Origin of the sequence: Janthinobacterium amylolyticum (genome assembly GCF_051380655.1) — a bacterium.
GTDB lineage: Bacteria > Pseudomonadota > Gammaproteobacteria > Burkholderiales > Burkholderiaceae_D > Janthinobacterium.
Window position 1 is genome coordinate 240,365 of record NZ_JBNYXL010000008.1, and the last position, 24,806, is coordinate 265,170.

The 24,806-nt window shown below is 63.0% G+C and carries 25 protein-coding genes; 9 read left to right on the forward strand and 16 right to left on the reverse strand.

Features of this window, described 5'->3' with window-relative positions:
• Positions 1 to 13 precede the first annotated feature (13 nt).
• The 10 genes from ACQ4WR_RS18625 to ACQ4WR_RS18670 form a co-directional block, all read right to left on the reverse strand.
• Positions 14 to 1,669: a methyl-accepting chemotaxis protein gene (locus tag ACQ4WR_RS18625; RefSeq protein ID WP_436489086.1), complete on the reverse strand. Its 1,656-nt coding sequence runs from the start codon at positions 1,667 to 1,669 to the stop codon at positions 14 to 16.
• Positions 1,670 to 1,833: 164 nt separating this feature from the next.
• On the reverse strand, positions 1,834 to 3,216 hold the full coding sequence (locus ACQ4WR_RS18630; RefSeq protein WP_436489088.1) for a multicopper oxidase family protein: 1,383 nt from the start codon (positions 3,214 to 3,216) through the stop codon (positions 1,834 to 1,836).
• Positions 3,217 to 3,218: 2 nt separating this feature from the next.
• Positions 3,219 to 4,589 (reverse strand): TolC family protein, encoded by a 1,371-nt coding sequence (locus ACQ4WR_RS18635; RefSeq protein ID WP_436489090.1) that lies wholly within the window; start codon positions 4,587 to 4,589, stop codon positions 3,219 to 3,221.
• Position 4,590: 1 nt separating this feature from the next.
• Positions 4,591 to 5,034, reverse strand: a complete 444-nt coding sequence (locus tag ACQ4WR_RS18640) for a hypothetical protein (protein WP_436489092.1) — start codon at positions 5,032 to 5,034, stop codon at positions 4,591 to 4,593.
• A 106-nt stretch (positions 5,035 to 5,140) separates the two neighbouring features.
• Entirely contained in the window at positions 5,141 to 5,563 is a 423-nt protein-coding gene (locus ACQ4WR_RS18645) for a hypothetical protein (protein WP_436489094.1), read from the reverse strand.
• A 41-nt stretch (positions 5,564 to 5,604) separates the two neighbouring features.
• Positions 5,605 to 6,141, reverse strand: coding sequence for a hypothetical protein (locus ACQ4WR_RS18650; protein WP_436489096.1), 537 nt, complete (start codon positions 6,139 to 6,141; stop codon positions 5,605 to 5,607).
• Between the two features lie 134 nt (positions 6,142 to 6,275).
• Complete coding sequence (locus ACQ4WR_RS18655) at positions 6,276 to 7,859, reverse strand: diguanylate cyclase (RefSeq protein ID WP_436489098.1); 1,584 nt, start codon at positions 7,857 to 7,859, stop codon at positions 6,276 to 6,278.
• Positions 7,860 to 8,029: 170 nt separating this feature from the next.
• Entirely contained in the window at positions 8,030 to 8,587 is a 558-nt protein-coding gene (locus ACQ4WR_RS18660; RefSeq protein ID WP_102293145.1) for an NADPH-dependent FMN reductase, read from the reverse strand.
• An 84-nt stretch (positions 8,588 to 8,671) separates the two neighbouring features.
• On the reverse strand, positions 8,672 to 9,787 hold the full coding sequence (gene alr, locus ACQ4WR_RS18665; protein WP_436489101.1) for an alanine racemase: 1,116 nt from the start codon (positions 9,785 to 9,787) through the stop codon (positions 8,672 to 8,674).
• A 13-nt stretch (positions 9,788 to 9,800) separates the two neighbouring features.
• On the reverse strand, positions 9,801 to 11,090 hold the full coding sequence (locus tag ACQ4WR_RS18670) for a D-amino acid dehydrogenase (protein ID WP_102293147.1): 1,290 nt from the start codon (positions 11,088 to 11,090) through the stop codon (positions 9,801 to 9,803).
• 104 nt (positions 11,091 to 11,194) lie between these two features.
• On the opposite strand from ACQ4WR_RS18670, the gene ACQ4WR_RS18675 reads away from it, so the two are divergent.
• The 3 genes from ACQ4WR_RS18675 to ACQ4WR_RS18685 all read left to right on the forward strand — a co-directional run bounded on the left by ACQ4WR_RS18675 (position 11,195) and on the right by ACQ4WR_RS18685 (position 12,888).
• Positions 11,195 to 11,695: an Lrp/AsnC ligand binding domain-containing protein gene (locus tag ACQ4WR_RS18675; RefSeq protein ID WP_102293148.1), complete on the forward strand. Its 501-nt coding sequence runs from the start codon at positions 11,195 to 11,197 to the stop codon at positions 11,693 to 11,695.
• A 148-nt stretch (positions 11,696 to 11,843) separates the two neighbouring features.
• Positions 11,844 to 12,191, forward strand: a complete 348-nt coding sequence (locus tag ACQ4WR_RS18680) for a hypothetical protein (protein ID WP_436489104.1) — start codon at positions 11,844 to 11,846, stop codon at positions 12,189 to 12,191.
• A gap of 130 nt (positions 12,192 to 12,321) precedes the next feature.
• Positions 12,322 to 12,888: a carboxymuconolactone decarboxylase family protein gene (locus ACQ4WR_RS18685; RefSeq protein WP_436489106.1), complete on the forward strand. Its 567-nt coding sequence runs from the start codon at positions 12,322 to 12,324 to the stop codon at positions 12,886 to 12,888.
• Positions 12,889 to 12,977: 89 nt separating this feature from the next.
• Here ACQ4WR_RS18685 and ACQ4WR_RS18690 read toward each other — a convergent pair whose 3' ends face one another.
• Both ACQ4WR_RS18690 and ACQ4WR_RS18695 read right to left on the reverse strand, forming a co-directional pair.
• Positions 12,978 to 14,642 carry a methyl-accepting chemotaxis protein gene (locus ACQ4WR_RS18690; RefSeq protein WP_436489107.1) on the reverse strand — a complete coding sequence of 555 codons (1,665 nt, stop codon included), beginning with the start codon at positions 14,640 to 14,642 and terminating at the stop codon, positions 12,978 to 12,980.
• Between the two features lie 26 nt (positions 14,643 to 14,668).
• Positions 14,669 to 15,829 carry a GGDEF domain-containing protein gene (locus ACQ4WR_RS18695; protein WP_436489109.1) on the reverse strand — a complete coding sequence of 387 codons (1,161 nt, stop codon included), beginning with the start codon at positions 15,827 to 15,829 and terminating at the stop codon, positions 14,669 to 14,671.
• Positions 15,830 to 16,155: 326 nt separating this feature from the next.
• Here ACQ4WR_RS18695 and ACQ4WR_RS18700 point away from each other — a divergent pair, with 326 nt between their 5' ends.
• Complete coding sequence (locus ACQ4WR_RS18700) at positions 16,156 to 18,072, forward strand: sensor histidine kinase (RefSeq protein WP_180979305.1); 1,917 nt, start codon at positions 16,156 to 16,158, stop codon at positions 18,070 to 18,072.
• Positions 18,065 to 18,709: a response regulator transcription factor gene (locus tag ACQ4WR_RS18705; protein ID WP_436489112.1), complete on the forward strand. Its 645-nt coding sequence runs from the start codon at positions 18,065 to 18,067 to the stop codon at positions 18,707 to 18,709. The genes ACQ4WR_RS18700 and ACQ4WR_RS18705 overlap by 8 nt, the downstream gene beginning before the upstream one ends.
• Here the strand turns inward: ACQ4WR_RS18705 and ACQ4WR_RS18710 are convergent, their stop codons facing one another.
• Complete coding sequence (locus tag ACQ4WR_RS18710; RefSeq protein ID WP_436489114.1) at positions 18,710 to 19,648, reverse strand: DMT family transporter; 939 nt, start codon at positions 19,646 to 19,648, stop codon at positions 18,710 to 18,712.
• Positions 19,649 to 19,706: 58 nt separating this feature from the next.
• Positions 19,707 to 20,471, reverse strand: a complete 765-nt coding sequence (locus tag ACQ4WR_RS18715) for a helix-turn-helix domain-containing protein (protein ID WP_436489115.1) — start codon at positions 20,469 to 20,471, stop codon at positions 19,707 to 19,709.
• Between the two features lie 150 nt (positions 20,472 to 20,621).
• Here ACQ4WR_RS18715 and ACQ4WR_RS18720 point away from each other — a divergent pair, with 150 nt between their 5' ends.
• Entirely contained in the window at positions 20,622 to 21,482 is an 861-nt protein-coding gene (locus ACQ4WR_RS18720; RefSeq protein WP_436489117.1) for a tetratricopeptide repeat protein, read from the forward strand.
• Here the strand turns inward: ACQ4WR_RS18720 and ACQ4WR_RS18725 are convergent.
• Positions 21,459 to 22,427 (reverse strand): GlxA family transcriptional regulator, encoded by a 969-nt coding sequence (locus ACQ4WR_RS18725; RefSeq protein ID WP_436489261.1) that lies wholly within the window; start codon positions 22,425 to 22,427, stop codon positions 21,459 to 21,461. The two genes, ACQ4WR_RS18720 and ACQ4WR_RS18725, sit on opposite strands and share 24 nt — an antisense overlap.
• Before the next feature lie 142 nt (positions 22,428 to 22,569).
• Between ACQ4WR_RS18725 and ACQ4WR_RS18730 the strand changes: the two genes are divergently transcribed.
• On the forward strand, positions 22,570 to 23,205 hold the full coding sequence (locus ACQ4WR_RS18730) for a cysteine hydrolase family protein (protein WP_436489119.1): 636 nt from the start codon (positions 22,570 to 22,572) through the stop codon (positions 23,203 to 23,205).
• A gap of 8 nt (positions 23,206 to 23,213) precedes the next feature.
• Here ACQ4WR_RS18730 and ACQ4WR_RS18735 read toward each other — a convergent pair whose 3' ends face one another.
• The gene (locus ACQ4WR_RS18735) at positions 23,214 to 23,723 is read right to left on the reverse strand and encodes a hypothetical protein (RefSeq protein ID WP_436489121.1); all 510 of its coding nucleotides are present in this window, start codon (positions 23,721 to 23,723) and stop codon (positions 23,214 to 23,216) included.
• A 153-nt stretch (positions 23,724 to 23,876) separates the two neighbouring features.
• Here ACQ4WR_RS18735 and ACQ4WR_RS18740 point away from each other — a divergent pair, with 153 nt between their 5' ends.
• Entirely contained in the window at positions 23,877 to 24,443 is a 567-nt protein-coding gene (locus tag ACQ4WR_RS18740) for a YdcF family protein (protein WP_436489123.1), read from the forward strand.
• Complete coding sequence (locus ACQ4WR_RS18745; protein ID WP_436489125.1) at positions 24,440 to 24,802, forward strand: hypothetical protein; 363 nt, start codon at positions 24,440 to 24,442, stop codon at positions 24,800 to 24,802. The genes ACQ4WR_RS18740 and ACQ4WR_RS18745 overlap by 4 nt, the downstream gene beginning before the upstream one ends.
• The last annotated feature ends 4 nt before the right edge of the window (positions 24,803 to 24,806 follow it).

Consider the following 24,806-nt stretch of genomic DNA (forward strand, 5'->3'; position numbering starts at 1 on the left):
GCGGCGGCCCTGGTCAGGCCAGGCGCCGCACGCCTTGGCGCACCACGCTGGCGGGCCGGCGCAGCGGCGTCACATTGCTGGCCGGCGGCACGGCGATGCGCTCGGCCTGGGCATGCAGGCGGAACACGCCCACCAGTTCCGTCAGGGTCTGCGCCTGGTCCTGCAGCGATTCGGCGGCAGCGGCCGCCTCTTCCACGAGGGCCGCGTTTTGCTGCGTCACCTGGTCCATCTGCAGCACGGCCTGGTTGACTTGCTCGATGCCGGCGCTTTGCTCGGCGCTGGCGGCCGTGATTTCCTGCATGATATCGGCCACCTGGCGCACGCTGGTGACCACTTCGTCCATGGTCTTGCCCGCGTCATGCACGAGCCTGGAGCCGATTTCCACCTGCTCGACGGAGTCGCCGATCAGGGTCTTGATTTCCTTGGCCGCTTGGCTTGACCTCTGCGCCAGGTTGCGCACCTCGGCCGCCACAACGGCGAAACCGCGCCCTTCCTCGCCCGCCCGGGCCGCTTCCACGGCCGCGTTCAAGGCCAGGATATTCGTCTGGAAGGCGATGCCGTCGATGACGCTGATGATGTCGACGATCTTGCGCGAGGAGGCATTGATCGATTCCATGGTCTGCACCACCTGCCCCACCACGGCGCCGCCCTTGCCCGCCACTTCCGAGGCGGCGCCGGCCAGCACATTGGCCTGGCGCGCGTTATCCGCGTTCTGGCGCACGGCCGAGGTCAGTTCTTCCATGGACGATGCCGTTTCTTCCAGCGAACTGGCCTGTTCTTCCGTGCGGGAAGACAGGTCCAGGTTGCCCTGGGCAATTTCGCCGGACGCCGTATTGATGGTGTCCGTTCCCGAGCGCACCTGGCTGACAATGCCCACCAGCTTGTCGCGCATGGTTTTCATCGCGAACAGCAGGCTGGCGCTGTCGTGGCTGGCCGTGCGGATATCCACCGTCAGGTCGCCCTCGGCGATGGTGCCGGCGATCTGCACGGCGTACGCCGGTTCGCCGCCCAGCTGGCGCGTCAAGCCGCGCGTGATCAAGGCGCCCAGGGCCAGCCCCGCCGCCACGCTGCCCAGCACCAGCGCGATCATGAAAGTGCGGCTGGCCTGGTACACGCCGGAGGCCTGTTCGGCTGCCGCCTTGGCCCGTTCTTCTTTCTGCAGGGATAATTTATCCAGCACGCCGTCCAGCTCGTCGGCATGCTGGCGCGTCTTGGTCAGCAGCGCCGTCAGCTGCGCGCTGCGCTGCGCCAGCGGTTCGGCCGCCGCCAGCACCAGCGACTGCTGCAAGGTACTCACGTATTCCGCTTCAACGGTGGCAAAGCGGGCAAACAGTTCCTTGGCCGCCGGCGTGACGAACAGCGGCTGGGCCTTGGCCAGGTTGCTCTTGTTCTGTTCCAGGTATTTGGCGATGTCGGCCTGGCGCCCCGCGCGCTCCTCGTTGCTGGTGGCCAGCAGGAAATTGCTGCGTGCGCGGCCCACCTTGATCAGGGCGATATTCGCTTCCTTGATGTACGACAGGCCCAGCAGTTCATTGTTGTACATCTGCCCCGCCATGGTATCGATCTTGCCCATGTTGAAGATGCCGATGCCGGCCACGATGGCGCCCATCAGGGCCACGCAAAAGAAGGCCGCGAGCAGGCGCGTGCCCACTTTCATTTGATTCAACATGTTTCCTCCCAAGCCAGGTGGTGGCTGATAAACACAGCGTATGCCTTGAATATAGGGAAAAAACAGCTAAAAAAATGCTCGGATTGTCACTAACCAACAATTCCTTGATGTAAAGCAACATGCGCAAGGGCTTGCCATGCTAGGCAAGCCCTTGAAGAAAACGATCAATGCCCGCTATGACCTGCCGGCTTGCGCACCGTCATTTCGACGCCACCCTTGGCCGCCGGCTTGCCCGCGCCCTGGCCGCGCACCGGTTCCGGCAAGGCGCCCGTCCATTCATAGGCCACGCTGCCGGCAGGGTGCTTGTACCAGCCCGGGTCGCGGTAGTCGCCCGGTTTCTGGTCCTTGCGCACTTTCACCGTGGTAAACATGCCGCCCATGCCGATGGCGCCGAAGGGCCCGTCGCCGGCCATCATCGGCAAGGTATTGTCGGGGATAGGCATCTGCATTTCGCCCATGTCGGCCATGCCCCGTTCGCCCATCACCATGTAGCCGGGCACCAACTGGTTGATCTTTGCCGCCACGCCCTGGTGGTCGACGCCGATCATGGTCGGCACGTCATGCCCCATGGCATTCATCGTGTGGTGCGACTTGTGGCAGTGGAAGGCCCAGTCGCCCAGGTCCGTGGCCGTAAACTCCACGGCGCGCATCTGGCCCACGGCCACGTCCGTGGTGACTTCGGGCCAGCGCGACTCGGGGCGCGTCCAGCCGCCATCCGTGCCTGTCACCTCGAATTCATGGCCGTGCATGTGGATCGGGTGGTTCGTCATGGTCAGGTTGCCCACGCGCACGCGTACCTTGTCGCCCTGGCGCACGACCATCGGGTCGATGCCGGGGAAGACGCGGCTGTTGAAGGTGAACAAATTGAAATCCGTCATGGTCATGATCTTCGGCGTGTAGCTGCCGGGATCGATGTCGTAATTGCTCAGCAGGAAGACGAAATCGCGGTCCACCTTCATGAAATTCGGGTCTTTCGGGTGCGTCACCCAGAAACCCATCATGCCCATGGCCATCTGCGTCATTTCATCGGCATGCGGGTGGTACATGAAGGTGCCGGGCCGCTTGGCCACAAACTCGTAGACAAAGGTTTTACCGGGGGCGATGCCGGGCTGGGTCAGGCCCGTGACGCCATCCATGCCGTTCGGCAAGCGCTGGCCATGCCAGTGCACGCTGGTGTGTTCCGGCAATTTGTTGGTGACAAAAATGCGCACGCGGTCGCCCTCCACCACTTCGATGGTCGGGCCTGGCGACTGGCCATTGTAGCCCCACAGATTGGCTTGCATGCCGGGCGCCAGTTCGCGCACGACGGGCTCGGCCACCAGATGGAATTCCTTGACGTTGTTGTTCATGCGCCAGGGCAAGGACCAGCCATTCAGGGTGACGACGGGGTTGTACGGGCGCCCGTTCGGCGGGGGCGGCGGCGCTTTCGTCTCCGCGCCGGCCATGCTGACAGCTTCCGGCAGCGACGCCGCACCCACGCGGCTGACGGCGGCCGCACTCAGGGCGACGGCGCCCGCGTTCATGAAAAAGTTTCTACGTGTGATCATCATTATTCCTTTGCCGCAGTGGCCGCACCTGGGCCGCTGCCATTGATGGCCGATTGCAATTCGGTTTGGGCGATCCAGAAATCGCGCTGGGTCTCGATGGCGCCATTCACGCTGGCCACCTGCTCGCGCGCGTCGGCCAGCAGCTCGAAGACGCTGGCCAGCATGCCGTTGTAGCGCAGCAGCACTTCATGCGAGATCGTCTTGCGCAGCGGCACGACTTCATCGCGGTAGTGGCGCGCCAGGTCATACGCCGTGCGATAGCTGGAATACGCCTCGCGCACTTCCGAGCGGGCCTTGACGGCCGTGCCCGCCGTACGCTGCAGCGACTGCTCGTACAGCGCTTGCGCCTTCGCATTGCGCGCCGAACCCCAGTCGAACAGGGGCAGCTCCAGCGACACTTCATAGCCGTTCTCGCGCGGCGCCTCGCTGCTGCTCTTGTTGGTGTAGCCCACGTCGAGCACGTTGACGAGCCCCGTCACCTTGGACAGACCCAGCGCATCGGCCGTCGCATGCGCGTCGAGTTTCGCTCTTTGCACGTCAAGGCGCTGCTCCATCGCCTGCGCCTCGATATTGCCTGCCTCCACGGCCTGGGCCGGCAAGTCGGGCAGACGCTGCGGCAAGGTAAACGCCGTCTGCCGGCCCCACAGGCCCAGCAGCCGCGTCAGGTGTTCGCGCGTGGCGGTGGCCTGGTGGCGGGCGCGCGCCAGGTCGCTCACGGCATCGGCATAAAACACTTGCTGGCGCGCTTGGTCGAGGCGGCTCCAGTTGCCCGCCTGCTGCAAGCGCGTGGCCAGTTCGGCGCCCGCCTCGGCCGATACGAGCGCCCGCTGCATGAACTGTTCCGTCTGCATGGCGGCGACGGCGTTGAAATACGCGCGGCGCGTGTCGGCCGCCAGTTGCACGGCGCTGCCGGCCGCCTGCAGCTTGGCTTGCTCGAAACGGCCGCGCTCGATGTTCAGGCGCATGGGCATGGTCAGCAAGCCGGCCAGGTCGAAACTCACGCCGCGGTCGATTTCATTGCCGTGGCTGCCGTGCGAGCGGCCAAACGACAGGCCCGGATTACGCAAGCGCCCAGCCTGCACCAGGTCCGCTTCCGAAGCGCCCAGTTCGGCCAGCGCCACTTTCAGGCCGTGGTTGTTCATCAGGGCGATGCGCACGGCGCTGTCGGCATCCAGGGGCTGGGCCAGCAGCTGCGCCAGCTTGTCATCCGTATCTTTGACGGCCAGCGCGTCGGGCGTGCCCGTGCGGGCGTCCGCCAGCGCGGACACGGCCTGCATGCCGCCATCCTGGCTGAAGCTGGCGCAGCCGCTCAGCAGCAGGACGGCCGCCAGCGCCAGCGGCGTCAAGCACGTTGATTTGTTGAAACGGGCCATCTCAGTGTCCTTCATGGTGGTGTTGCGGGGCGGGCTGGCCGGCCGGCTTGGCGTCGGGCTGGGGCATGGCGTGCTGCGTCGGCACCTTGTCCATCGGCATGGCGTGCGCATCCCTCTTTTGACTTTCCATCTTGTGGCCTTCCATCTTGTGGCCTTCCATCTTGTGGCCATCCATCTTGTGACCGGGCATCGTGTGGCCATCCATCTTCATCATGCCCATGTGGCCGCCGGCGTCGCCGACTTTCTGGTTCAGCGCGCGCCAGGTCTGGTCGGGCGTGGCGTCGTCCTCGGCGGCGGGACGGTAGCCATCGAAGGCGGAACGGTACTGGGTGGCGGGCACAGGCGCTTGCACCTCTTGCGGGGCGGCAACGGATTGGGCAGAGGCCGGCGCAGCGGCGGCCAGCGCAACACCGGCAGCCAGCGCGAGGCTGAATATTTGCTTCATGGTCTTCCTTGAATGACAGGTATGGCGCGGCGGGCGCGCGGTGGAACGCTGGCATGCAGCAGCGGGCGTGGACGCACGGCTGCGGCACCGCCGGGTTCACGGGCGGTCAGGCGGAGTGCGTGCTTCTGGGGGGACGTTCAGGGCCGGACGGAATGTGTCCGGCAAACAGGGAGTCGGGCGCCAGCGCCGGTGGCGGCGCGCGCAGGGTCAGGGCATGCAAGGCGGGCATGCCGGGCGGTGCCGTGGCGCCCACGGTACACGCGCCATGGTTGCTGCAATCGTGGCCGTGATGGCTGGCGCCACCATCGTCCATGGCCATGTTCATCGGCATCGGCTGCTCATGCGCCAGCATGTCGGCCATGTCATGGCACATTGGCGCTGGTACCTGTGCATGCACGGCCGTCACCGCCACCGCAAGCTCATCCACGCAGCAGCTGCGCATGGCCGACGCAAAGCCCTGCAAGGGCAGCGTCAGGGCCAGCAGGCACAACAGCGAGCGGGCAAGAGAGCGGAAAAAGGCACGGTTCATGGCACAACTATAAACCTTCCCACATGAGGAAGGTCAAGTCCCTATTTGCGCCGGCAGCCGTGCGTCAGCCAGATGACGTAGACGCCGTAGTAGCCCTGCCCTTCGAATATGACCTGGCCGTCGGCGAAGGAGACTGTCTCTACTTTATTGACGATGAAATACGCGCGGTTGTCCGCCGCCTCCACATCGCCCCAGTAGCGTGGAACCTGGCTCCGGTAGCCGCTGGCTCGCCCGATCGCGTCCATCAAGTCGCTGATCATGAAGTCGACCAGCATGCCGGCCAGCAGCGGCCGGTGGCCCGCCAGCATGGCCGTGATGTCGGGATAGCCGGCCTGCATCAGCTCGGGCAAGTCGCTTTCCTCGTCCTGCAGGTCGTCTTTGCGGCAATCCTGCACGAAACTGTTGAAGGGTTCGTCGAGCAGGCACGCCAGCGCCGCTTCCGGCACGCTCAGGCGAAACGGGTGCAGCGGCAGCACGCTGTGCTGACCATAGTTGAGTCCGCGGCAGCCGAGGAAGGCCAGCGGGTGCAACTGGCCAGCGACCTCGCAGCGGATGCCAAGTTCTTGCTCAAACGTCATTAATTTCCAACCTTGCCATGTCCATGGTTCCCGTTATGCTTCTCAAGGCCACATGGTAAGCGCTGGCGGGCAAACCGGACAGATTCAGATGCAACAGAAAACAGCGGATCAGTTTATGCCGCACGGCACGCCTGTCAGGCCGGCTCCGTGATGCCCACGCAATTGCGGCCATTTTCCTTGGCCACATACAGGGCCGCATCGGCCGCCAGCAGCACGGCCTCCGCACCGCCAGCCTTGCCGGCATCTTGCTCCGACGACACCACGCCCAGCGAGACCGTGACGGCGCCCGCGCCGGGAATCACGGCGGCCGCCACCTTGGCGCGCAGGCGCTCGGCCACCTGCAGGGCCACGTCCAGGTCGGCATCGGGCAAGAGCATGATGAATTCATCGCCGCCGTTGCGGCACAGCACGTCGGCATCGCGCGAGCAGGCGCGCATCAGCTGGGCCAGGCGCAGGATGACATCATCGCCCACGGCGTGGCCCCACCGGTCGTTGACTTGTTTGAAATGGTCAATATCGATGGCGATGACGGAGAACGGCCGTGCGTGCGCCTGCCAGGCATCAAGCGCCGCCGCCATGCCGCGCCGGTTCGACAGGCCCGTCAGCGGGTCCGTCTGCACGTCGGTCTTCAGCTTGCCGATCTTGTTCTGCAGCAGCGCCAGGCCTTTCAGCAGGGCTTTCTTGATCTGCGCCGCTTCCACATACCAGGAGCGGATGGCGGCGATGTGCTCGGCCGTGCCGGGCGCATCCATGCGCCGCGCACCCTCGGCCAGCTGCACCAGGGGCCGCGAAATCAGGTTCGCCAGCCACCAGATGAATGGCAAGCTCAGCAAGGCGATCGGCAGCGACTGCCAGACCGTATTGGCCATCAGCTGGTTCAGCGGCGCCAGGGTCATGGCCGTCGGGCGCTGCGCCACGATGCCCCAGCCCGTCGATGGCATGACGGCATAGCCGGCCAGCATGTCCACGCCCAGGCTGTTGTCCATGCGCCGGTTGCCGCCGCCCTGCCGCGCGATGATGGCATCGATGACTTCATTGCTGCCGGCCAGGTTGCCAAGGCGCGCCGGATCGGGGTGGTACAGCAGGCGCCGCTTCTGGTCCACCACATACAGGTAGGAACCGTCGCGGTAGTAATGCTGGCCCAGCATGGTGTACAGGATATTTTTCTGTTTCAGGTAGATGCTGCCCCCCACATAGCCGAGGTAGCGCCCATCCTTGCCGACGATGGGGTGCGAGATGAACACCACCAGGTTGCCTGCCGAGGAAATATACGGCTGCGTGACCAGGGGACGGCGTTCGCGCAGCGCCTGCGCGGCGCCGGCCGAATCGAGGTGGCGGTGCTTGAGGGCCAGGGTTTCCGGCGAGACGCCCAGCACCTTGCCCTGGGCATCGACGATCAGCACGGAATTAAAACTGTTGGTTTGCAGGCGCAGGCGCTGCGCCTCGTCCGTCAGCCAGGCGTCGTCGTCCATGCGCGACGGCAGGCTGCCTGCGCTATAGGCCAGCTGCTGGCGCGCCGACTGCAGAAAATCCTCGGCCGTGCTGGCCAGCTTGCTCGCATACGCATGGTTCGCTTCCAGCGTGGTATCGATCAGCAGCTGGCGCTGCACGCGGTAGCTGGCATAAAAAGTATTAGCCAACGACACCAGGGCGCTGGCGAAGGCCACGAGCACGATCAAACGGCGCAAGTTCATGCGCAGAACAGGTTTAGTCCACATGGCGTCAGCAGAGAATGGAAAGTATTGCGCTAAAGAAAGGGCGCATTATACCGAGTAAAACGTGCCAAAATGGAAATTCTGACAGCCAGGCAAGAGGATTGTGTACAGGCGGCAACGGCATGCGTTGCCGCCTTGATATGCATCAAGGGTGACGCTTCAGGCTACGTGCATCAGGCGTGGATGGCATGCTTGCGCACCCAGTCGACATAGCGCTGCATCCAGCCCTGGAAGAAGCCCAGGCTGGCGGGGCCGATGTTGCCGTGCTCGTCAAACAGGCCATCCTTGGCCTGGATAAACATCTCCGGCTGGCCCAGCAGCGGCACGTCGAGGTAGGCCAGCACATTGCGCAAATGCTGCTGCGCCAGCGCCGTCCCGGTGGCGCCCACGGACACGCCCAGCACGGCGCCCGGCTTGCCGCCCCACACGCTCTGGCCGTACGGGCGCGAACCATGGTCAAGCGCATTTTTCAGCACGCCGGGAATCGAGCGGTTGTATTCGGGGGTGAGGAAAAGCAAGGCTTGCGAGGCGGAAATGTCCGACTTCAGGCGCAGCACCTGCTCTGCCTGCGCGCCATCGTCGTCCTGGTTATACAGCGGCAAATCGCCAATTTCAATATGCTTGAAGGAAAATTCGGGTGGCGCCAGCTTGACAAGCGCGTCGGCCAGTTTGCGGTTGAAGGAATCCTTGCGCAGGCTGCCGACGATGATTGCAACGTTATATTGACTCATATAAATCCCCGATATGGTGAAAAAATAGCCCTGGAGTGAAGCTCACTACAGGGCTATCTTGCCATACGCATCAGATTTACGCTTCTAGCGTGCGCCGGCCAGGCCCTGGTATTCGCGGTAGTAGCGCCCGCCCAGGTTCGTCAACACCTCGTAGCCGATGGTGTTGGCCATGGCCGCCACGGCGTCGACCGGGTGTTCGGCGCAGATCAGGTCCACCAGGCTGCCCGGCGCCACGCGTTCGCCGGCGATGGCGCTGACGTCCAGGGTGATGGAATCCATGGAAATGGCGCCGATCTGCGGCACCTTGACGCCATCGACGATGGCCAGGCCCTGGTTGCTCATGCTGCGCAGCCAGCCATCGGCGTAGCCGACGGAAACAGTGGCCACCTGGCGCGGTTCGCTGGCCGTGTAGCGGCGGCTGTAGCCCACGTGGTCGCCGGCGGCAATCGTGCGCGTCTGCAAGATCTTGCCCTGCAGGCGCACCACGGGACGCAGCGGATTTGGCGCGTCGGCGTGCGGCGCGATGCCGTACAGGGCCGCGCCCGGGCGCACCAGGTCGAAGTGATAATCGGGCGACAAAAAGATGCCCGAGGAATTGGCCAGGCTGGCGCGGTATTGCGGCAAACGGGCACGGATGGCCGTGAAGCGGGCCAGCTGCTCGCCATTCATCGGGTTGTGGCGTTCGTCGGCGCAGGCCAGGTGGCTCATGATGTAGCGCACCTTGATACCGTCAAGGAAATGTTCATCGGCCAGCCAGCCATCGATTTCCCGCGGCGACAAGCCCATGCGCGACATGCCCGTGTCCACCTGCACGATGGCGTCCAGGGTCGTGCCCAGCGCCTGCGCATGCTTGCGCCAGCCCGCCACCTGCGGCTCGCTGTTGAGCACGGGTGTCAGGCCATGCGACGTGAATTCGCCTTCCGTATCGACGGGCGGACCATGCAATACGAAGATGGCCGCGTCGGGCGCCACGTGCGGACGCAGGCTGATGCCCTCTTCCAGGTGGGCGACAAAGAAATGGCGGCAGCCTTCTTCATACAGGGCCGCGCCCACTTGCGCGGCGCCCAGGCCATACGCGTCGGACTTCACGACGGCCGAACAGGCGGCCGGATGCGCCTTGTCGCGCAGCAAGCGGTAGTTGGCGCGCACGGCATCGAGATCCACCGTCAGGATGGCGCCGCTACGCTCTTTCGGAGGCATGCTGGCCGCCATCTCAGGCCACCGCGTGTTGCAGTTTGGTATTGCCCTGCGCGCCGCTGTAGCGGCTGACGGACAGGTCGTCGGCCAGGATGGCTGGCTTTTTCGACGACATCAGGTCTGCCAGCAATTGCGCCGAACCGCAGGACATGGTCCAGCCCAGCGTGCCGTGGCCCGTGTTCAGGAACAGGTTGCGCAGCGGCGTGCGGCCGACGATGGGCGTGCCGTCCGGCGTCATCGGGCGCAAGCCCGTCCAGAAGGTTGCTTCGGCCGTGTTGCCGCCGCCGGGGAACAGGTCGTTGACGACCATTTCCAGGGTTTCGCGGCGGCGCGGATTCAGGGCCAGGTTGTAGCCGGCGATTTCCGCCATGCCGCCCACGCGGATACGGTCGTCGAAACGCGTCACGGCGATTTTATACGTTTCATCGAGGATGGTCGACACGGGCGCCTTGGCCGCGTTGACGATGGGCACGGTGATCGAATAGCCCTTCAATGGATACACGGGAATGTCCAGCAAGGGCTTGATGAAGCCCGTCGAGTAGGAGCCCAGTGCCACCACATAGGAATCGGCCTTGACGATTTCCGCGCCGCACTGCACGCCGGCGATCTCGTCGCCCTGCGTCAGCAGCGCATCGATGGACACGCCATAGCGGAACTTCACGCCCAGCGCCACGGCCATTTCCGACAGGCGCGTGGTAAACAGCTGGCAGTCGCCCGTTTCATCGTTCGGCAGGCGCAAGCCGCCAAACAGCTTGTCCTTGACGGCTTCGAGGGCCGGTTCCGCGCGCGACAGCTCGTCGCGCTGCAGCACTTCAAACGGCACGCCCGCATCCTTCAGCACTTCGATGTCTTTCGACGCGTCGTGGTACTGTTTTTCGGTACGGAACAATTGCATCGTGCCTTGCTGGCGGCCTTCGTAGCTGATGCCCGCCTCGGCGCGCAAGACCTTGAAGCAGTCGCGGCTGTATTCGGCCAGGCGCACCATGCGTTCCTTGTTGACAGCGTAGGCTTCCGGTGTGCAATTACGCAACATCTGCCACATCCATTTGAGCTGGGCGGCGCTGCCGTCGAGCGAGATGGCCAGCGGCGCGTGGCGCTGCATCATCCACTTCACGGCCTTCAAGGGAATGCCGGGGGCGGCCCACGGCGAAGCGTAGCCGGGCGAGATCTGCCCTGCATTGGCGAAGCTGGTTTCCAGTGCCGGGCCGGGCTGGCGGTCGATGACGGTCACTTCATGTCCTGCCTTGGCCAGATAGTAAGCACTGGTGACGCCGATGACGCCGCTACCCAGAATCACAATACGCATAGTTTCCTCAATTATATTTATGGCTAGTGCCAGATTAACCGCTATCATATTGGGAAAGAGCCAGTATTTGTTCACGTATAAATCGAGATATTCAGCAATAAATCATGAGAATCCTTAAAGAATCGGCACGTGGCCTCGACAAGCTGGACCGCCACATTCTGCGCATCCTGCAACAGGACGGCCGCATCTCGATGAAAGACCTCGGTGAACAGGTAGGCTTGTCCATCACGCCCTGCATCGAGCGGGTCAAGCGCATGGAGCGCGACGGCGTCATCACCGGCTACCACGCCAAGGTCAACCCGGCCGCGCTGGGCGCCAAGCTGCTGGTCTTTGTCGAGATTACCTTGAATCAAAAATCCGCATCCGCCTTCGAGCAGTTCCGCCGCGAAGTGCTGCAGATTCCCGAGGTGCAGGAATGCCACCTGGTGTCGGGCGACTTCGATTACCTGATCAAGGCGCGCATCCACGAAATGGCCGAGTACCGCAAATTGCTGGGCGACATGCTGTTGCAGCTGCCCGGCGCCGCGCAATCGAAAAGCTATGTGGTAATGGAAGAAATCAAGGAAACGCTGGCGCTCTCGACCGAGGTGCTGCAGAAGCGCTGAACGTACCGCCTGCCAGTACCGATGGCATCGCATTTTGCGACTTTGTATAATCTGGTAGCACATTGCCTGCTTCGCAAGCACACTCCAGTCCTGACATCACGCCCGTCCCCTCTGAGATTGGAAGCAGTGATGCACACTGGGAGTCCGTATGAACACATTCATGAAACTGGCATTTTCCTGCCTCGCGGGCCTGGCTGTTGCCATGTGCACCGCCAGTGAATACAAAGTCAACCGCGCGCCGGACAATGGCGCCATCTATCAGAACATTACCGTCGGCAAGACCACCCGCCTCGACCTCGATGCGGCCCTGGGCAACGCCACCGTGGTCAGCTTTGATCCCGGCTATGAAGTCTGGGTCTACAAGAACCAGCTGCAAACGCCCAGCGTGACGCGCCTGATCCCCCTGCTGGGCCAGAAAGGCACGCGCGAAGTGGCCGTCATGTTCGACCAGGCGGGCATCGTCAGGAAATTCCGCATACACGAGCCGAGAAAGTAGCTGCCCATCGGTGCAGGCCTGGGGCGGGCGGTGGTCCGCGCACGACAGCGCAAGCAGGCTGCCAGCCAGGCTGGCTATACTGGCTGCGGCTCCGGCGTCCCGCCGTCCACCACCCCAGCAAGGAGTTTGCATGCGCCTGCCCCTGATCGCTCCGCAAGACCTGACACCAGAACAACAGCCGCTGTATGACGCCATGCGCCAGGGCATCAGCAGCAATTTCAACGATTTCATCGCCGTGCGCGACGACGGCGCCCTGATGGGTCCGTGGAATCCGTGGCTGCACGAACCGGCCATCGGCAAGGCCATCTGGGACCTGACCCTGGCCATGACGGCCAATGCCAGCTTGCCCGAGAAGGTGCGCCAGATCGCCATCCTGGTGGTGGGCGCGCGCTACAACGCGGCCTATGAAATCTATGCCCACATCGCCGTCGCGGAGCGCGAAGGCATGCCGGCCGAACGCCTGGCCACCTTGGTGGCCGGCGTCAAGCCGGTCGACCTGGACAAGCAGGAAAGCATCGCCTACGACCTGGCCTATGCGCTCAGCGGCGGCGGCACCTTGCCGGAGCCGCTGTACCGGCTGGCACTGGCGACCTTTGGCCAGCACGGCACCAACGAGCTGATCTATCTGGTGGGCCTGTATGCGCTGGTCTCGACCACGCTGAACGGTTTCAACGTGCCGGTGCCGGAGCGCGACTGAAGCGTCTCGCCCTTCCCCCGCCACGACAGGGGTAGCAGCGTCGCAAGCGCCCGGGTCGTCGCCGCGCCGGCCAGCAGCGTCCATGACAATCAGCCAGCCTGTGGCGCGGCGACGGCGCCAAGCCCGAGCTGGCGCGCGCCACTGCCCCTGGCAACCGCCTTGAGCGCCCCGCCCTTCCCATCATGCACATCGTCGCCGATCCGGAACGTGCCAACCAGCGCCGCCATCTGTATGGCCTGGTCCTTCAGCTGATCGGCGGCCGCCGCCGTTTGCTCCACCATCGCCGCATTCTCCTGCGTCATGCGGTCGAGCTGGCTCACCACCACATTGACCTGGCCGATGCCATCGCTCTGCTCGCTGGCAGAAGCGCTGATTTCGCCGATGATGGCCACCACATGGCCGACGCTATCGACGATTTCATCCATTGTCACGCCCGCGTCCTGCACCAGGCGGCTGCCCGACGCCACGCTGGCCACGGAGGCGTCAATCAAGACCTTGATTTCCTTGGCTGCCACCGCACTGCGCTGCGCCAGGTTGCGCACTTCGCTGGCGACCACGGCAAACCCCCGTCCTTCCTCGCCCGCGCGGGCCGCCTCGACCGCCGCATTCAAGGCCAGGATATTGGTCTGGAAGGCAATGCCGTCGATGGTGCCGAGAATATCGGCAATGCGTTGCGAGCCAGCATTGATCGCAGTCATGGTCTGCACCACCCGGGCGACCACGTCGGCACCACGGCTGGCCACTTGCGATGCGGACGTGGCCAGTTCCGCAGCCTTGCTGGCCGCGTGCGCAGTGTTGCTGACCGCGCCCGTCAATTCCTCCATTGACGCCGCCGTCTGCTGCAGGCTCGATGCCTGCTCCTCGGTACGCAAGCTCAGGCTGGTATTGGCCATGGCGATTTCCGCGGACCCCGTAGAGATCGTCTGCGATGCCTGCCGCACCTGCCCCACCATCGCCGCTAGGGCAGCCTGCATCGCCACCAGCGAATGCATGACGCTGCCGGCCGGCGCCACGGCATGGTCAACGGCCAGGCGCAAATCGCCGTCGGCGACCTTTTGCGCCGCGGCGCCCAGCAGTGCCGGCTCGCTGCCCAGCGAGCGGAACAAGGTGCGGGCGATCCACACGCCGGCGGCGCCGGCGGCAATAAATGCCAGCAGGCAAACGCCCACGAGTATGTTGCGCTGGGCGGCAAACGCCTGCTTGCCTGCCAACAAGCGCACTTCGGCCCGGCTCTCGGCATAGCGCGCATATTCACCGGTAGTCTTTTCCAGGCGCATGAGCAGCGGCTGGCATTCGCGGTTCAGCTTGTCGATGGCGGCAGCCTGCTGGCCCGTTAAGGCCAGCTCGACAATGGACAGGGCCACCGGGCCATACTGGGCTTCCACCGCTTCCATTTCGCGTATCAGCCGGGTAGCTGTCTCTGTAATTTCCGTCGATTGCGCCGCACTGCGCTGCAATTGCCCCAACGACGCTTGCACCCGGGCATGAGCGTCGGCAACCCGATCTTTTTCCTGTGCGATATCTTGCGCATTCGTAAACAGCAGCAGGTTGCGCGCGGAAATCGCCCGGTTGTCGACCGCCTCCTGCAATTTGGTGACCAGCACCGAGCGGGCATTCGTTTCGCTCAGGTAGGAATCAAAACGCGCATTCGCATCGAGCAGCGATGTGATGGAAAGCCCGGAAACGGCCAGCACCATCAGCGCCAGTCCGGCGAACGCCATGGCCAATTTACCCTTGATCGTACGGATGTTCATATCATTTTCCCTGTGTGGAGTGGCGGTTACCCGCCTGATTTCTGATGCATTTCCCTGCCTGCGCTGGCCTGTCCCTGGCCGGACGCGCCGCCATGAAAGACGACGCAATCCTTGCCGGACAATTTCGCTTCATACAGCGCCTCATCGGCGTGCCGGAAGCTGTCCGCCAGGACAGGCCCCTGCACACGCGCGATGCCGACGCTGATGGTCACGCCCCGCTGGACCACGGCCAAGCGCCGCACCGCCTCCAGCAGCTGTTCCGCCACGCGCGCCACGCAGGCCAGGTCGCCATCGATGAGCATGGCAAATTCCTCGCCGCCGATGCGCCCGTGCGGAAAAGTGCCCGCCGCCGCGGCGATAATCTGCCCCAGTTCGCGCAAGACGATATCGCCGGCCTCGTGTCCCAGTTCATCGTTGATCTTTTTAAAATCATCGACATCGGCCATCAGCAGATAACCGTGCGGGGGCTTGCCATCATTCATGACCGCATGCAGCGCATCGAGAAAACAGCGGCGGTTCGGTATGCCTGTCAGATAATCGCGGTAAGCCATATCTTCCAGGCGCGCCGTGGCGACATGATTCGAATAGCGCAATCGAAAAAAACAGCTGCTGAAAAGCAAACCGGTCACCACCGCCGCTGCCGCATACAAGAGCGACCAGTCGCCGCTGGCCAGCAGCGCCTGCTCGAAACCACCCAATCCCAGTAACAGCCACGCCACCAGGATCAGGATCAGATAGGTCAAGGGATCGCTGGCGATGGCGGAAATGGACAAGGTCATCAGTACACCCAGGGGGAAGACCCAGTAATCGCCGAGACCGCTGGCCGACAGCAGCATGCGAAAAGCGATAGATGAAAAAATGGTGGTCACCAGTCCGCCGACATTCAAATAACGCAAATTGCGCGCCATGCTGCTGATTGCAATTCCCAGCAAAACACCGGTGACACAGACAACAAATTCCATTCCCAGCGCATACAACAAGCTGCTGGCCATGGCATAAGTTGCCAACACGCCAATCAAGGCCATGTATTGCAATGCAAGACTCGGCGACTTTAATTCCCGATGAAAATATCGTTGCTGCGAAGTATCATGTGCGCCGGCATGTACCACCCTGCCTATTTCCGCCATCTTCCTGTGCAATGCACGCATCCCAACTCCCCGCATGGTCATGATCGATAACAAAGCCATACTTCCCATTTAAGCAAGCATGTATTTAAGTAAATTAAATTTTATTAATATTTTCTTATTCACCATAGCCAGAAAATATTTCCACTTGGAAATTCAATTACTACACGGTACATTTGTCATCAATTAAGTGGTACTACACCTTGGTTCTATTGATAAAGGCACACGGAAGCCGTACGATCACACGCTGAGCTTTCAGCTAAATCGCTTCATGCATGGGAATAAATACAATGTTGCTTTTTAGGGAATGCAAGGAAAATACCTGCAATAAAAATTACCGCCTGCTTATTCGTTGCTTCATCTTTTATCTACTGATCGGCATATGCGCTTTGGCGGCGCATGGCCGGGTGCCGGAAGCGGCCTCGCTGGATGTCGCGCAAGCGGCGGACCTGGGCAGGCTGCGGCATTACCAGGTGCTGGAAGACAAAACATGCGAGCAACAATTCGATGAGACCAGGCACAGCGCCCACTGGACCACGGTGACGGGCCAGGCGTCCAATTTCGGCTTCACCGGCGCCTGCTGGTGGATCAGGTTCAATCTGGACAACTCAGGCCAGCAGGCGCTGCCAGTGACCATCGACCTGGGCACGCCCCTGCAGGACTACGTAGACTGGCATGTGCTGGACCGGACCGACGGGCGGCTCCTGACAAGCGTCCGCAGCGGCGACAGGCGCGATTTCAATTTCCGCTATCAAAAATCGCTGACCTTGTCACTGCCCTTGACGATGGCGGCCGGGCAACGACTGGCCGTATATGCGAGGCTGGCCAGTTTTGACGGCTTTCAGGAACCCCTGAACCTTGCCGTGCAGACCAGCGATGCGTTTTCCCTGGAAAAGTCCAGGGAGCACCTGTTGACAGGCATGTATTTTGGCTGCCTACTGGCCTTCTGCATTTACAGCGTGTTTCTATTTATTTCAACCAAAGAGAAAATCCACATTATCTACGCAGTGTTTCTCATGCTGCTGATTATTAACACCTGCGTTTATTATGGCGTCAGCACGGAATTCATTCATCCAAAACAACCGGATTTCAATAATCCCCTGCTGCCATTCTCCTTTGCGCTATGCATGTTCTTCTTTTTTGTTTTCGCAAAAATATACCTGAAAATGTCGGAGCAGCCGCCCAACATTCTGATGGAAATTTATCACATCATTACCATCATACTGTTGCTCATCTCCCCGCTGGCATTCCTGCTTGGCCATGCGGCGGGCCATGCTGCCAATGCCGTGCTAGTGCTATTTAATATCGGCATCTTGCTGATACTCACCATACGCCTGTGCCTGGATAAAAATACGCATGCCATTTTCTTGCTGGTCGCCTTTTTGCCGCTCGGCACTTCGCTGTCATTAAAACTGCTCAGCCTGGATAATCTCTTCAGCTCCCAGCATTTGTTTGAACGTAATTTCTATCTGGCGGAAAGCACGATTTTTTCCGTGGTCGCCCTGAGTTTCTCCATCGCCCATGCCATGAAAACCATGCGGCGGGAGATGGAACTGGCCAGGTCGCGCGAACTGGAATCGACCATCGCGCTGCAGGACAACGAACTCAAGCTGCTGCACCTGTCGCGCGTCACCCTGGCCGGTGAATTGTGCGGCGCCATCGCCCACGAGTTAAGCCAGCCCCTCACGGCGATCCTCAGCAATGCCCAGGCGACCGAGTTCATGCTCAGGAACCGGCATTTGAATGAATCGGCGCAGCTGGCCATCACGCGCGACATCATCGACCAGGCGAAGCTGGCTGCCACGGTGATCACGAAAATCAGGCGCCTGCTGTACCCCGGCAAACGCGTGACCGGCAGCATCCCTGTCAATGATGTGCTGGCCAGTGCGCGCCAGTTTCTGCAGCATGACTTGCGCCTCAAAAACATCCGCCTGAGCGAATATGGCGACCATGCGCTCTCCATCAGTGGCGACCTGGTGCAGATTCAGCAAGTCATGATCAATTTGCTGTCGAATGCGATTGAAGCGGTCAAGGACCAGCCGGACGAACGCAAATGCGTCTACCTGTCGGTCCGCCGCTATCTGGGGAAATATGCGCTGTTTACCGTCAGCGATACGGGCGTCGGCTTGCCGCCCGAACATCACGAGAAAATATTCGATGCCTTCTACACCACCAAGGAGGGCGGCATGGGGCTGGGCCTGAACATCTGCAAGAAAATCATCGTGGCCCATTATGGCGAGATCTGGGCCCGCGCCTCTTACCCCTTCGGTTCCATCATTGAATTCACCATTCCCACCGATGAATAACGCCACCACCGCCACGCCCTGCGTTTTCCTCGTCGATGACGACCCGTTCATTTTGCGGGCGCTGGAAAGAATCCTGTCGTGCGGCAGCTACCATGTCCAGGCATGTTCTTCGGCGGAAGATTTTCTCGCGAGCGCCGACTTGCAGCAAGCGGGCTGCATTGTGCTTGACCTGTCCATGCCCGCCATGTCCGGTTCCCTGTTGCAAGAACACCTGCTACGTTGCGAGTCGCTGCTGCCGGTCATTTTCCTGACTGGCGATGGCGACGTGGCCAGCAGCGTCAAGGCCATGAAACTGGGCGCGTTTGATTTTCTGACCAAACCCGTCGACGCCCTGCGCCTGCTCGACGCCGTGAAACTGGCGCTGGCGCTAAACCGCAGGCTGATCGCGGATCAGACGCTGCTGCGCTCGATCGAATTGCGGCTGGGCAGGCTGACAAAGCGCGAACGCCAAGTCATGGAACTGGTGGTATCCGGCCGGCTGAACAAGCAGATCGCAGCCGAACTTGGCACTGTGGAGCATACGGTCAAATTGCACCGCGCCAGCGTCATGCGCAAGATGCACGCCGAGTCCTTCTCCGACCTGATGACCACCATCACGACGCTGCGCCTGCTGAACGCGCATGGCAGCGGACGCTGATCACGGGCAGACAGCTGCGGCCGGCTGCTCCACCCGATGCGCCAGCGCGCACGCCAGCACGCCCGCCAGCAGCAGCATCGCCGCCGCCGCTTCCACCGGCGTGGGCCAGCGCTGCTCCCAGACATAGCCATACAGCAAGGCAAACAGGAATTCGAAGACGATCATCTGCCCCACCATCGTCAGCGGCAGCAGGCGGCTGGCATGGTTCCACAAGCCGTTGCCGACGACGGAACACAGCAGTGCCACGCCCATGACGACACCCGTAAACCGCAGCCAGGCCGTGGCGCCATGCTGGCCGGTGGCCGCCATGGAGACAGGAATGGCCAGCAGCAACGCCACGACGCCCGTGACCACGCCCGTCAACAGATTCCATTCCTGCGCCGAGACCGCGCGCAGCTGCCCCAGCCAGCGGCTATTGCCGACCGCATACGCCGTCCACGACAGCAACGCCGCCAGCGCGCACAGCAGCCCCAGCCAGGATGCATGGCCGGGAGCGGCCAGCGACTGCCAGCTGATACAGGCCAGCCCGCCCGCGCTCAGCAACAGCGAAGGGATCAGTTTGCTCAGCGGCACGGCATGGCGGTCGCGGCTGCCGACCACGGTGACGACCAGCGGCAGCAGGCCGATCACCATCGACGTCATCGCCACCCCGCCCGTCTGCACGGCGCTGGCCAGCAGCACGTAATACACGATATTGCCTGTCAGGCTCAGCCAGACCAGTGCGCGCCACTCGCGCCAGGTCAATGTGCGCAGCAGGCGCCGCCATGCCGGCGCGATCAGCGCGGCCGCGATCAGGCCGTACGCCAGGTAGCGTCCCACCGATAATTCCAGCGGCTGGAAGGCGGGAAGCAGTGCCGGCGCCAGGAACACCAGCCCCCACAGCGCGCCCGCGCCGATGCCGGCCATGATTCCCAGCCCGGTCTTGTTCTCTTGAATCATTTTCTATCTCCTGAAAAGGAGATTGTGGCGGGTCCGGCGCGCCGTTTCTTGGCGGAGTCTATTGCGTTTTTGACGGCGTCTCGCGAGATTGGCGCCGGTAGGCTGCCGGCGTGGCATCGATGCTGTCGCGCATGGCCCGCGTCAGCGCGCTCTGCTCGGAAAAGCCGGTGGCCAGCGCGATCTCGGCAATGCTGGCGTCGCTTGTCGCCAGCAAGTCGCAGGCGCGCGCGATGCGCTGCTGTTGCAGCCAGGCATGCGGACTGGTATCCATTTCCTCGCGGAACAGTGCATGCAAGCGGCTAATACTGAGGTTGGCGAAACGCGCCATCGATGCCGTCGACCACGGCAAGCCCGGCTGGGCCTGCACGCGAACCATCAGCGCAGCCAGCCGCGAGCGGGCCTGCGGCCCTGGCAGCAGCAGGGTATCGAGCAGCAGCGGCGTCCAGCCATGGATGACGGCCGGCGTCAGCGCCTGCTGCTGCGCCATCAGGCCCAGATATTCGATCAGCTTGCGGGCGCCTGGCCCGATCGCCGTGTAGGGCCCCTCCAGCAAGCGCTGCCAGCCGCCGCGCGCCACGGCCGCCGCCCCCACGTCGAGGATGATGGAGTGGTTGGTCACCTGGCTATGCTGGGCGTGCCAGGTGCTGGCGGCGATCACCACGCCCCGCTGCGCATCGACTTTCCCCTGCCTGCCATCGATGTCCAGCTGCAACTGGCCGTACACGGGCAGCACCAGTTGCACGAAGTCATGCCGGTTCGGCGCGCCGATGTCCCGATAGCTGCGAAAGCTGAGGTCAATTGCTGGGTGTGCTGTGCTGGACATGGGGAAATCGCCTGGCGCGAAGAAGCCCGTATTTTAGCAGTTCCGCCATCGGCCATCGGCGCGGCGCCGCATGCCGCTATGCCTTGCCATGGGGAACGCCGGTGAGCGCGCACTTGTTTTACACTGGCATTTTTTTCACACCCGACCTCAATGCAACTCCCTGCAAACCTGGCCCACATTTCGTTGGAGCAAGACTGGCACCACAGCACCGCCTACCCGCCCCTCGGCTTCATTCCCTTTGCCGAAGGCGCACTGGGCAATGGCGATACCTTCGGCCTGTACTGGCCCATCGGCCACGAGGCCAGCGAACCGATCGTGGTCGAAACGTGGCACGACGAATGGCGGCTGCAGCCGCATTTTTCCAGCCTGGCCGCGTTCCTGCAAGGCTATGCGGCAGCGGACGACGAGTATGTCGGCACGCCAACGCTGGCCGACGACCCCGCCTCGCCGCGCGGCGCCTGCCTGGCAGCGAAAGAATGGATTGCGCAGCAAAACCCGGCAGCCGCCATCGCGCTGCTGGAAGCGGCGCTGGCCCTCTTGCCCGAATACACGGAAGCGCTGGTGCTGCTGCATGGCCAGTACGTGCGCGCGGGAAGAATGGATGACGCCGTCAGGGTAGCCATCCAGGCCATCATTTCCCCCCCATCGTTTGGCGGCCCGCCGTTGAAAGCCCTGCAATGGCTGCGCACGCAAACGATGCCGGACACGGCGACTGACCCCATCTGGCGCGCCTGCGGGCAGCTGTCGTTCCACTTTGGCGGCAGCAAGGAAAACGCGGATTATCGCGTGCTGCTGGCCGCCATCGACACCTATCTAGAGCAAAACAATGTGCGCTGCGCCTTGACCCTGATGCAAACCTATGCGGAACTGATGGGCGCGGAAACTGTCTCGTTCCAGGAACGCTATGGCTTTGATGCGGCCACCTTCCTCGCGCGCCAGATCGCGGTCAGCGCGCAGCTGGCCGAAGGCGGCCGTGACCCGGCACGGCTAGCTTTCCCCGACCGGCCCTAGCTGCTGCCGGAACAGCTTGCGGTAGGCCGAGGGCGAGGTCTGCAAGTGCGCGCGGAAATGCTGGCGCAGCGACAGGGCCGTGCCAAAGCCCGCCTCCTGCGCCACCACATCGATGGAGGCCGCGCTTTTTTCCAGCAGGCCCTGCGCATGCGCCAGGCGCTGGTTCAGCAGCCATTGCTTGAAGGACGTGCCCGTCGCCTGGCGGAAATGGCGGGTAAAGTTGCGCCGGCTCATGGCGGCCCGCTCGGCCAGCGCATCGATGCTGTGCGCCTGGCCCAGGCTGGCCGTCACGCCGGCCAGCACCTCGGCGAAGCGCCCTTCGCTGCCGGACACGGGCAGCGGGCGCTCGATGAACTGCGCCTGTCCGCCCTGCCGGTGCGGCGCCACCAGCAAGCGCCGCGCCACCCGGTTGGCCACCTCGGCGCCGGCCAGCTGGCGCAGCAGGTGCAGACAGCAATCGAGGCCGGCGGCCACGCCAGCGGACGTCAGCACGCCGCCATCGTCCACGTACAGCACCTCGCGCGCGACCTTGACTTTCGGATAGCGTGCCGCCAGCTGATCGGCCATGCCCCAGTGCGTGGCCGCGCTCTTGCCGTCCAACAAGCCCGCCTGCGCCAGGGGAAACGCACCCAGGCACAGGCCCACCATGCGCGCACCGCGCGCGCTGGCCGCTTGCAAGGCCGCGACCAGGGCTTCCGGCGCCGCGCTGCAATCGTCGCGCCAGGCCGGCATGATGACGATATCGGCGCCATGCAAGCCTTCGAGGCCGAACTCGGGCGTGATGTTGAAACCCGCAGGCGTGCGCAGCGGCAAGGCATCGGCCGCGCACACCCGCACGCTGAAGCGCGGCAAGCCAGGCTCGTCAAATTGTTCGCCGAACACCAGGCAAGGCACGGACAGATGAAATGGCGTCATGCCGTCGAAGGCGATCACGGCCACGGTCAGGGGGGCGCTAGGGGCAAGAAAGGTAGTCATGGCCCGATTTTATCGCAGATAGGCCTTCGGGCCACTTTTTGTTTGCGCCGCGCGGGCCGAAAATGGCTGTATCGAGGAGCTGTTTCCTCTTTCAACCACTCAAGGAGAACCCATGTCCAGCACCCCACGCCGCGCCCTGCTCGTCATCGACGTGCAAAATGAATACTTCACGGGCGACATGCCCATCGAATATCCGTCCGTCGACATTTCCCTGCCTAACATCGTGCAAGCCATGGCCGCCGCGCGCGCCGCCAGCGTGCCCGTGATCGTCGTCCAGCATGACGCGCCGGAAGCCTCGCCCATCTTTGCCAAAGGCAGCGATGGCTGGCAGCTGCACCCGCAAGTGGCCGCCTTCCAGGCTGACCACCACATCAACAAGGCCATGGGCAGCGCCTTTGCGGGCACGGACCTGCGCGCCTGGCTGGAGGGCCGCGGCATCGACACATTGACGGTGATCGGTTACATGACGCACAACTGCGACGCTGCCACCATCTACCAGGCCGCGCACGATGGCTTGCAGGTGGAATTCCTGCAGGACGCCACGGGCACCCTGTCGTACGCGAATGCGGGCGGCAAGGCCAGCGCCGAGGACATCCACCGCGTATTCAGCACCGTATTCCACTCGAATTTCGCCGCCGTGGCCAGCACGCAGGACTGGCTCGATGCCGTGCGCGAAGGCAAGCCACTGGAAATGGACAATATTTATCTGTCGAACCAGCGCGCGCGCAAGGCTGCTTCCGCTGTCTGATAGCGTGACTAAAAGCGCCGGTGCCCGTCATCGGCGTCGCAGCGCCCGCTGAACTTGATCATGCCGTCGACCGTGATCACGCCGCTGCGGCGGTTGATCACCACTGTGGGACGGTTCAGGCTATTGAGCTGGAAACGGCCACGTATCTCGTCGTGGCCGACGACCAGGTCCATCAAGTCCCACCAGCCATTGTTGCTGTCGCCGTGGATAGGCGGCACCAGCTGTTTCGGCAAGCGGATCTGCGCCGCGCTGCCCTGCACGCTGACATTGACGGCCGTATCGAAATGACTCTTGCCTGTCTCCAGGGTGGATTTCTGCACATACTTGTGCTTGTCGTCATCCCATTCCATGCCGGAGTGGTTTTCCAGCGTGGTCTTCTCCGCCTCACCGTAACACACAAGCTGGATATCCTCGCCACGCTGTGCCCGCTCCTGGCGCCCATACTGGCCCGCAGCTTCATACTGGCCCGACTGTGCGGCAAAGGCCATGGCGATCAACAGGCTGGAAATGGCTGTCATGCGGGTTCTCCAATGCTGGGTGGGCAGGCCAAGCTTGCCTGATCGCCAAGCTTAGCACGGAAGGCAGGCCGTTTGCGCCGGCTTGGGAACAGTCAAACCGGCACGCGATCTGCTACAGTCGCGCTCACGAAAAAACTTGCCGGATGCATGACGATGCGTAGATTGAAAATAGGCGCCCTGCTGGCGCTAATGATTTTCCTGCTGGCTACCGCCACCCTGGTGCTGGCAGGACTCAACGACAAGGAAGCCCACGCCGACGTCATCGTCGTGCCGGGCAACACCATCATGCCGGACGGCACGCCCAGCCCCCGCCTGCAGGCGCGGCTCGACGCGGCTGTAAAGCAGTTCCAGGAACACAGGGCGCCGCGCATCCTCGTCAGCGGGGCGACGGGCAAGGAAGGGTTCGACGAGGCCGCTTCCATGGCGCGCTACCTGCGGTCGCGCGGCGTACCGGCCAGCGCCATCATCGAGGACAATCAAGGCTGGACCACGGAAGCCACGGCGCACAACGCGGCCATTCTGATGCGCGCGCAGGGCTGGCGGACGGCCATGGTGGCCACGCAGTATTTTCACGTCCCACGCTTCCGGCTGGCCTTGGAACGGGCCGGCATCGCCGTCAGCGGCAACGTGCACGCGCCCTACTTCGAACTGCGCGACCTGTATTCCGTGCCGCGCGAAACCGTCGGCTATGCCGTCTACTATGTGAAAGCAGGAAGATGAGACCACTGTTGTTTGCCGCCGGTTTTGGCGTGGTAGCGGCCTGCGCCGTACCGTCGATGGCCGCCACCGATGCGGAGCCGATCGGCGCCGCTGCCACCCTGTATCTATTTGGCGCGCTGGTGCTGGGCATATGCATCGCCGCCTTTGGCGCAGTGGCGCAGCGCCGAAATGCAACAATCGGCCGCCTGCCATCGGCCTGCGCCGGTGCGCTGTGCGGCGTGGTGCTGTACGGCAGTTTCGTGCTGGCATTTGCCACGCCGTCGATCACGCCGATCCTGGCCTACGCCGCCAGCGCTCTGTGCGCCAGCGGCGCGGCCCTGCTGCTGCCGCGCCTGTTAAAAGCCGTGGCACGCCAGTAAGCTG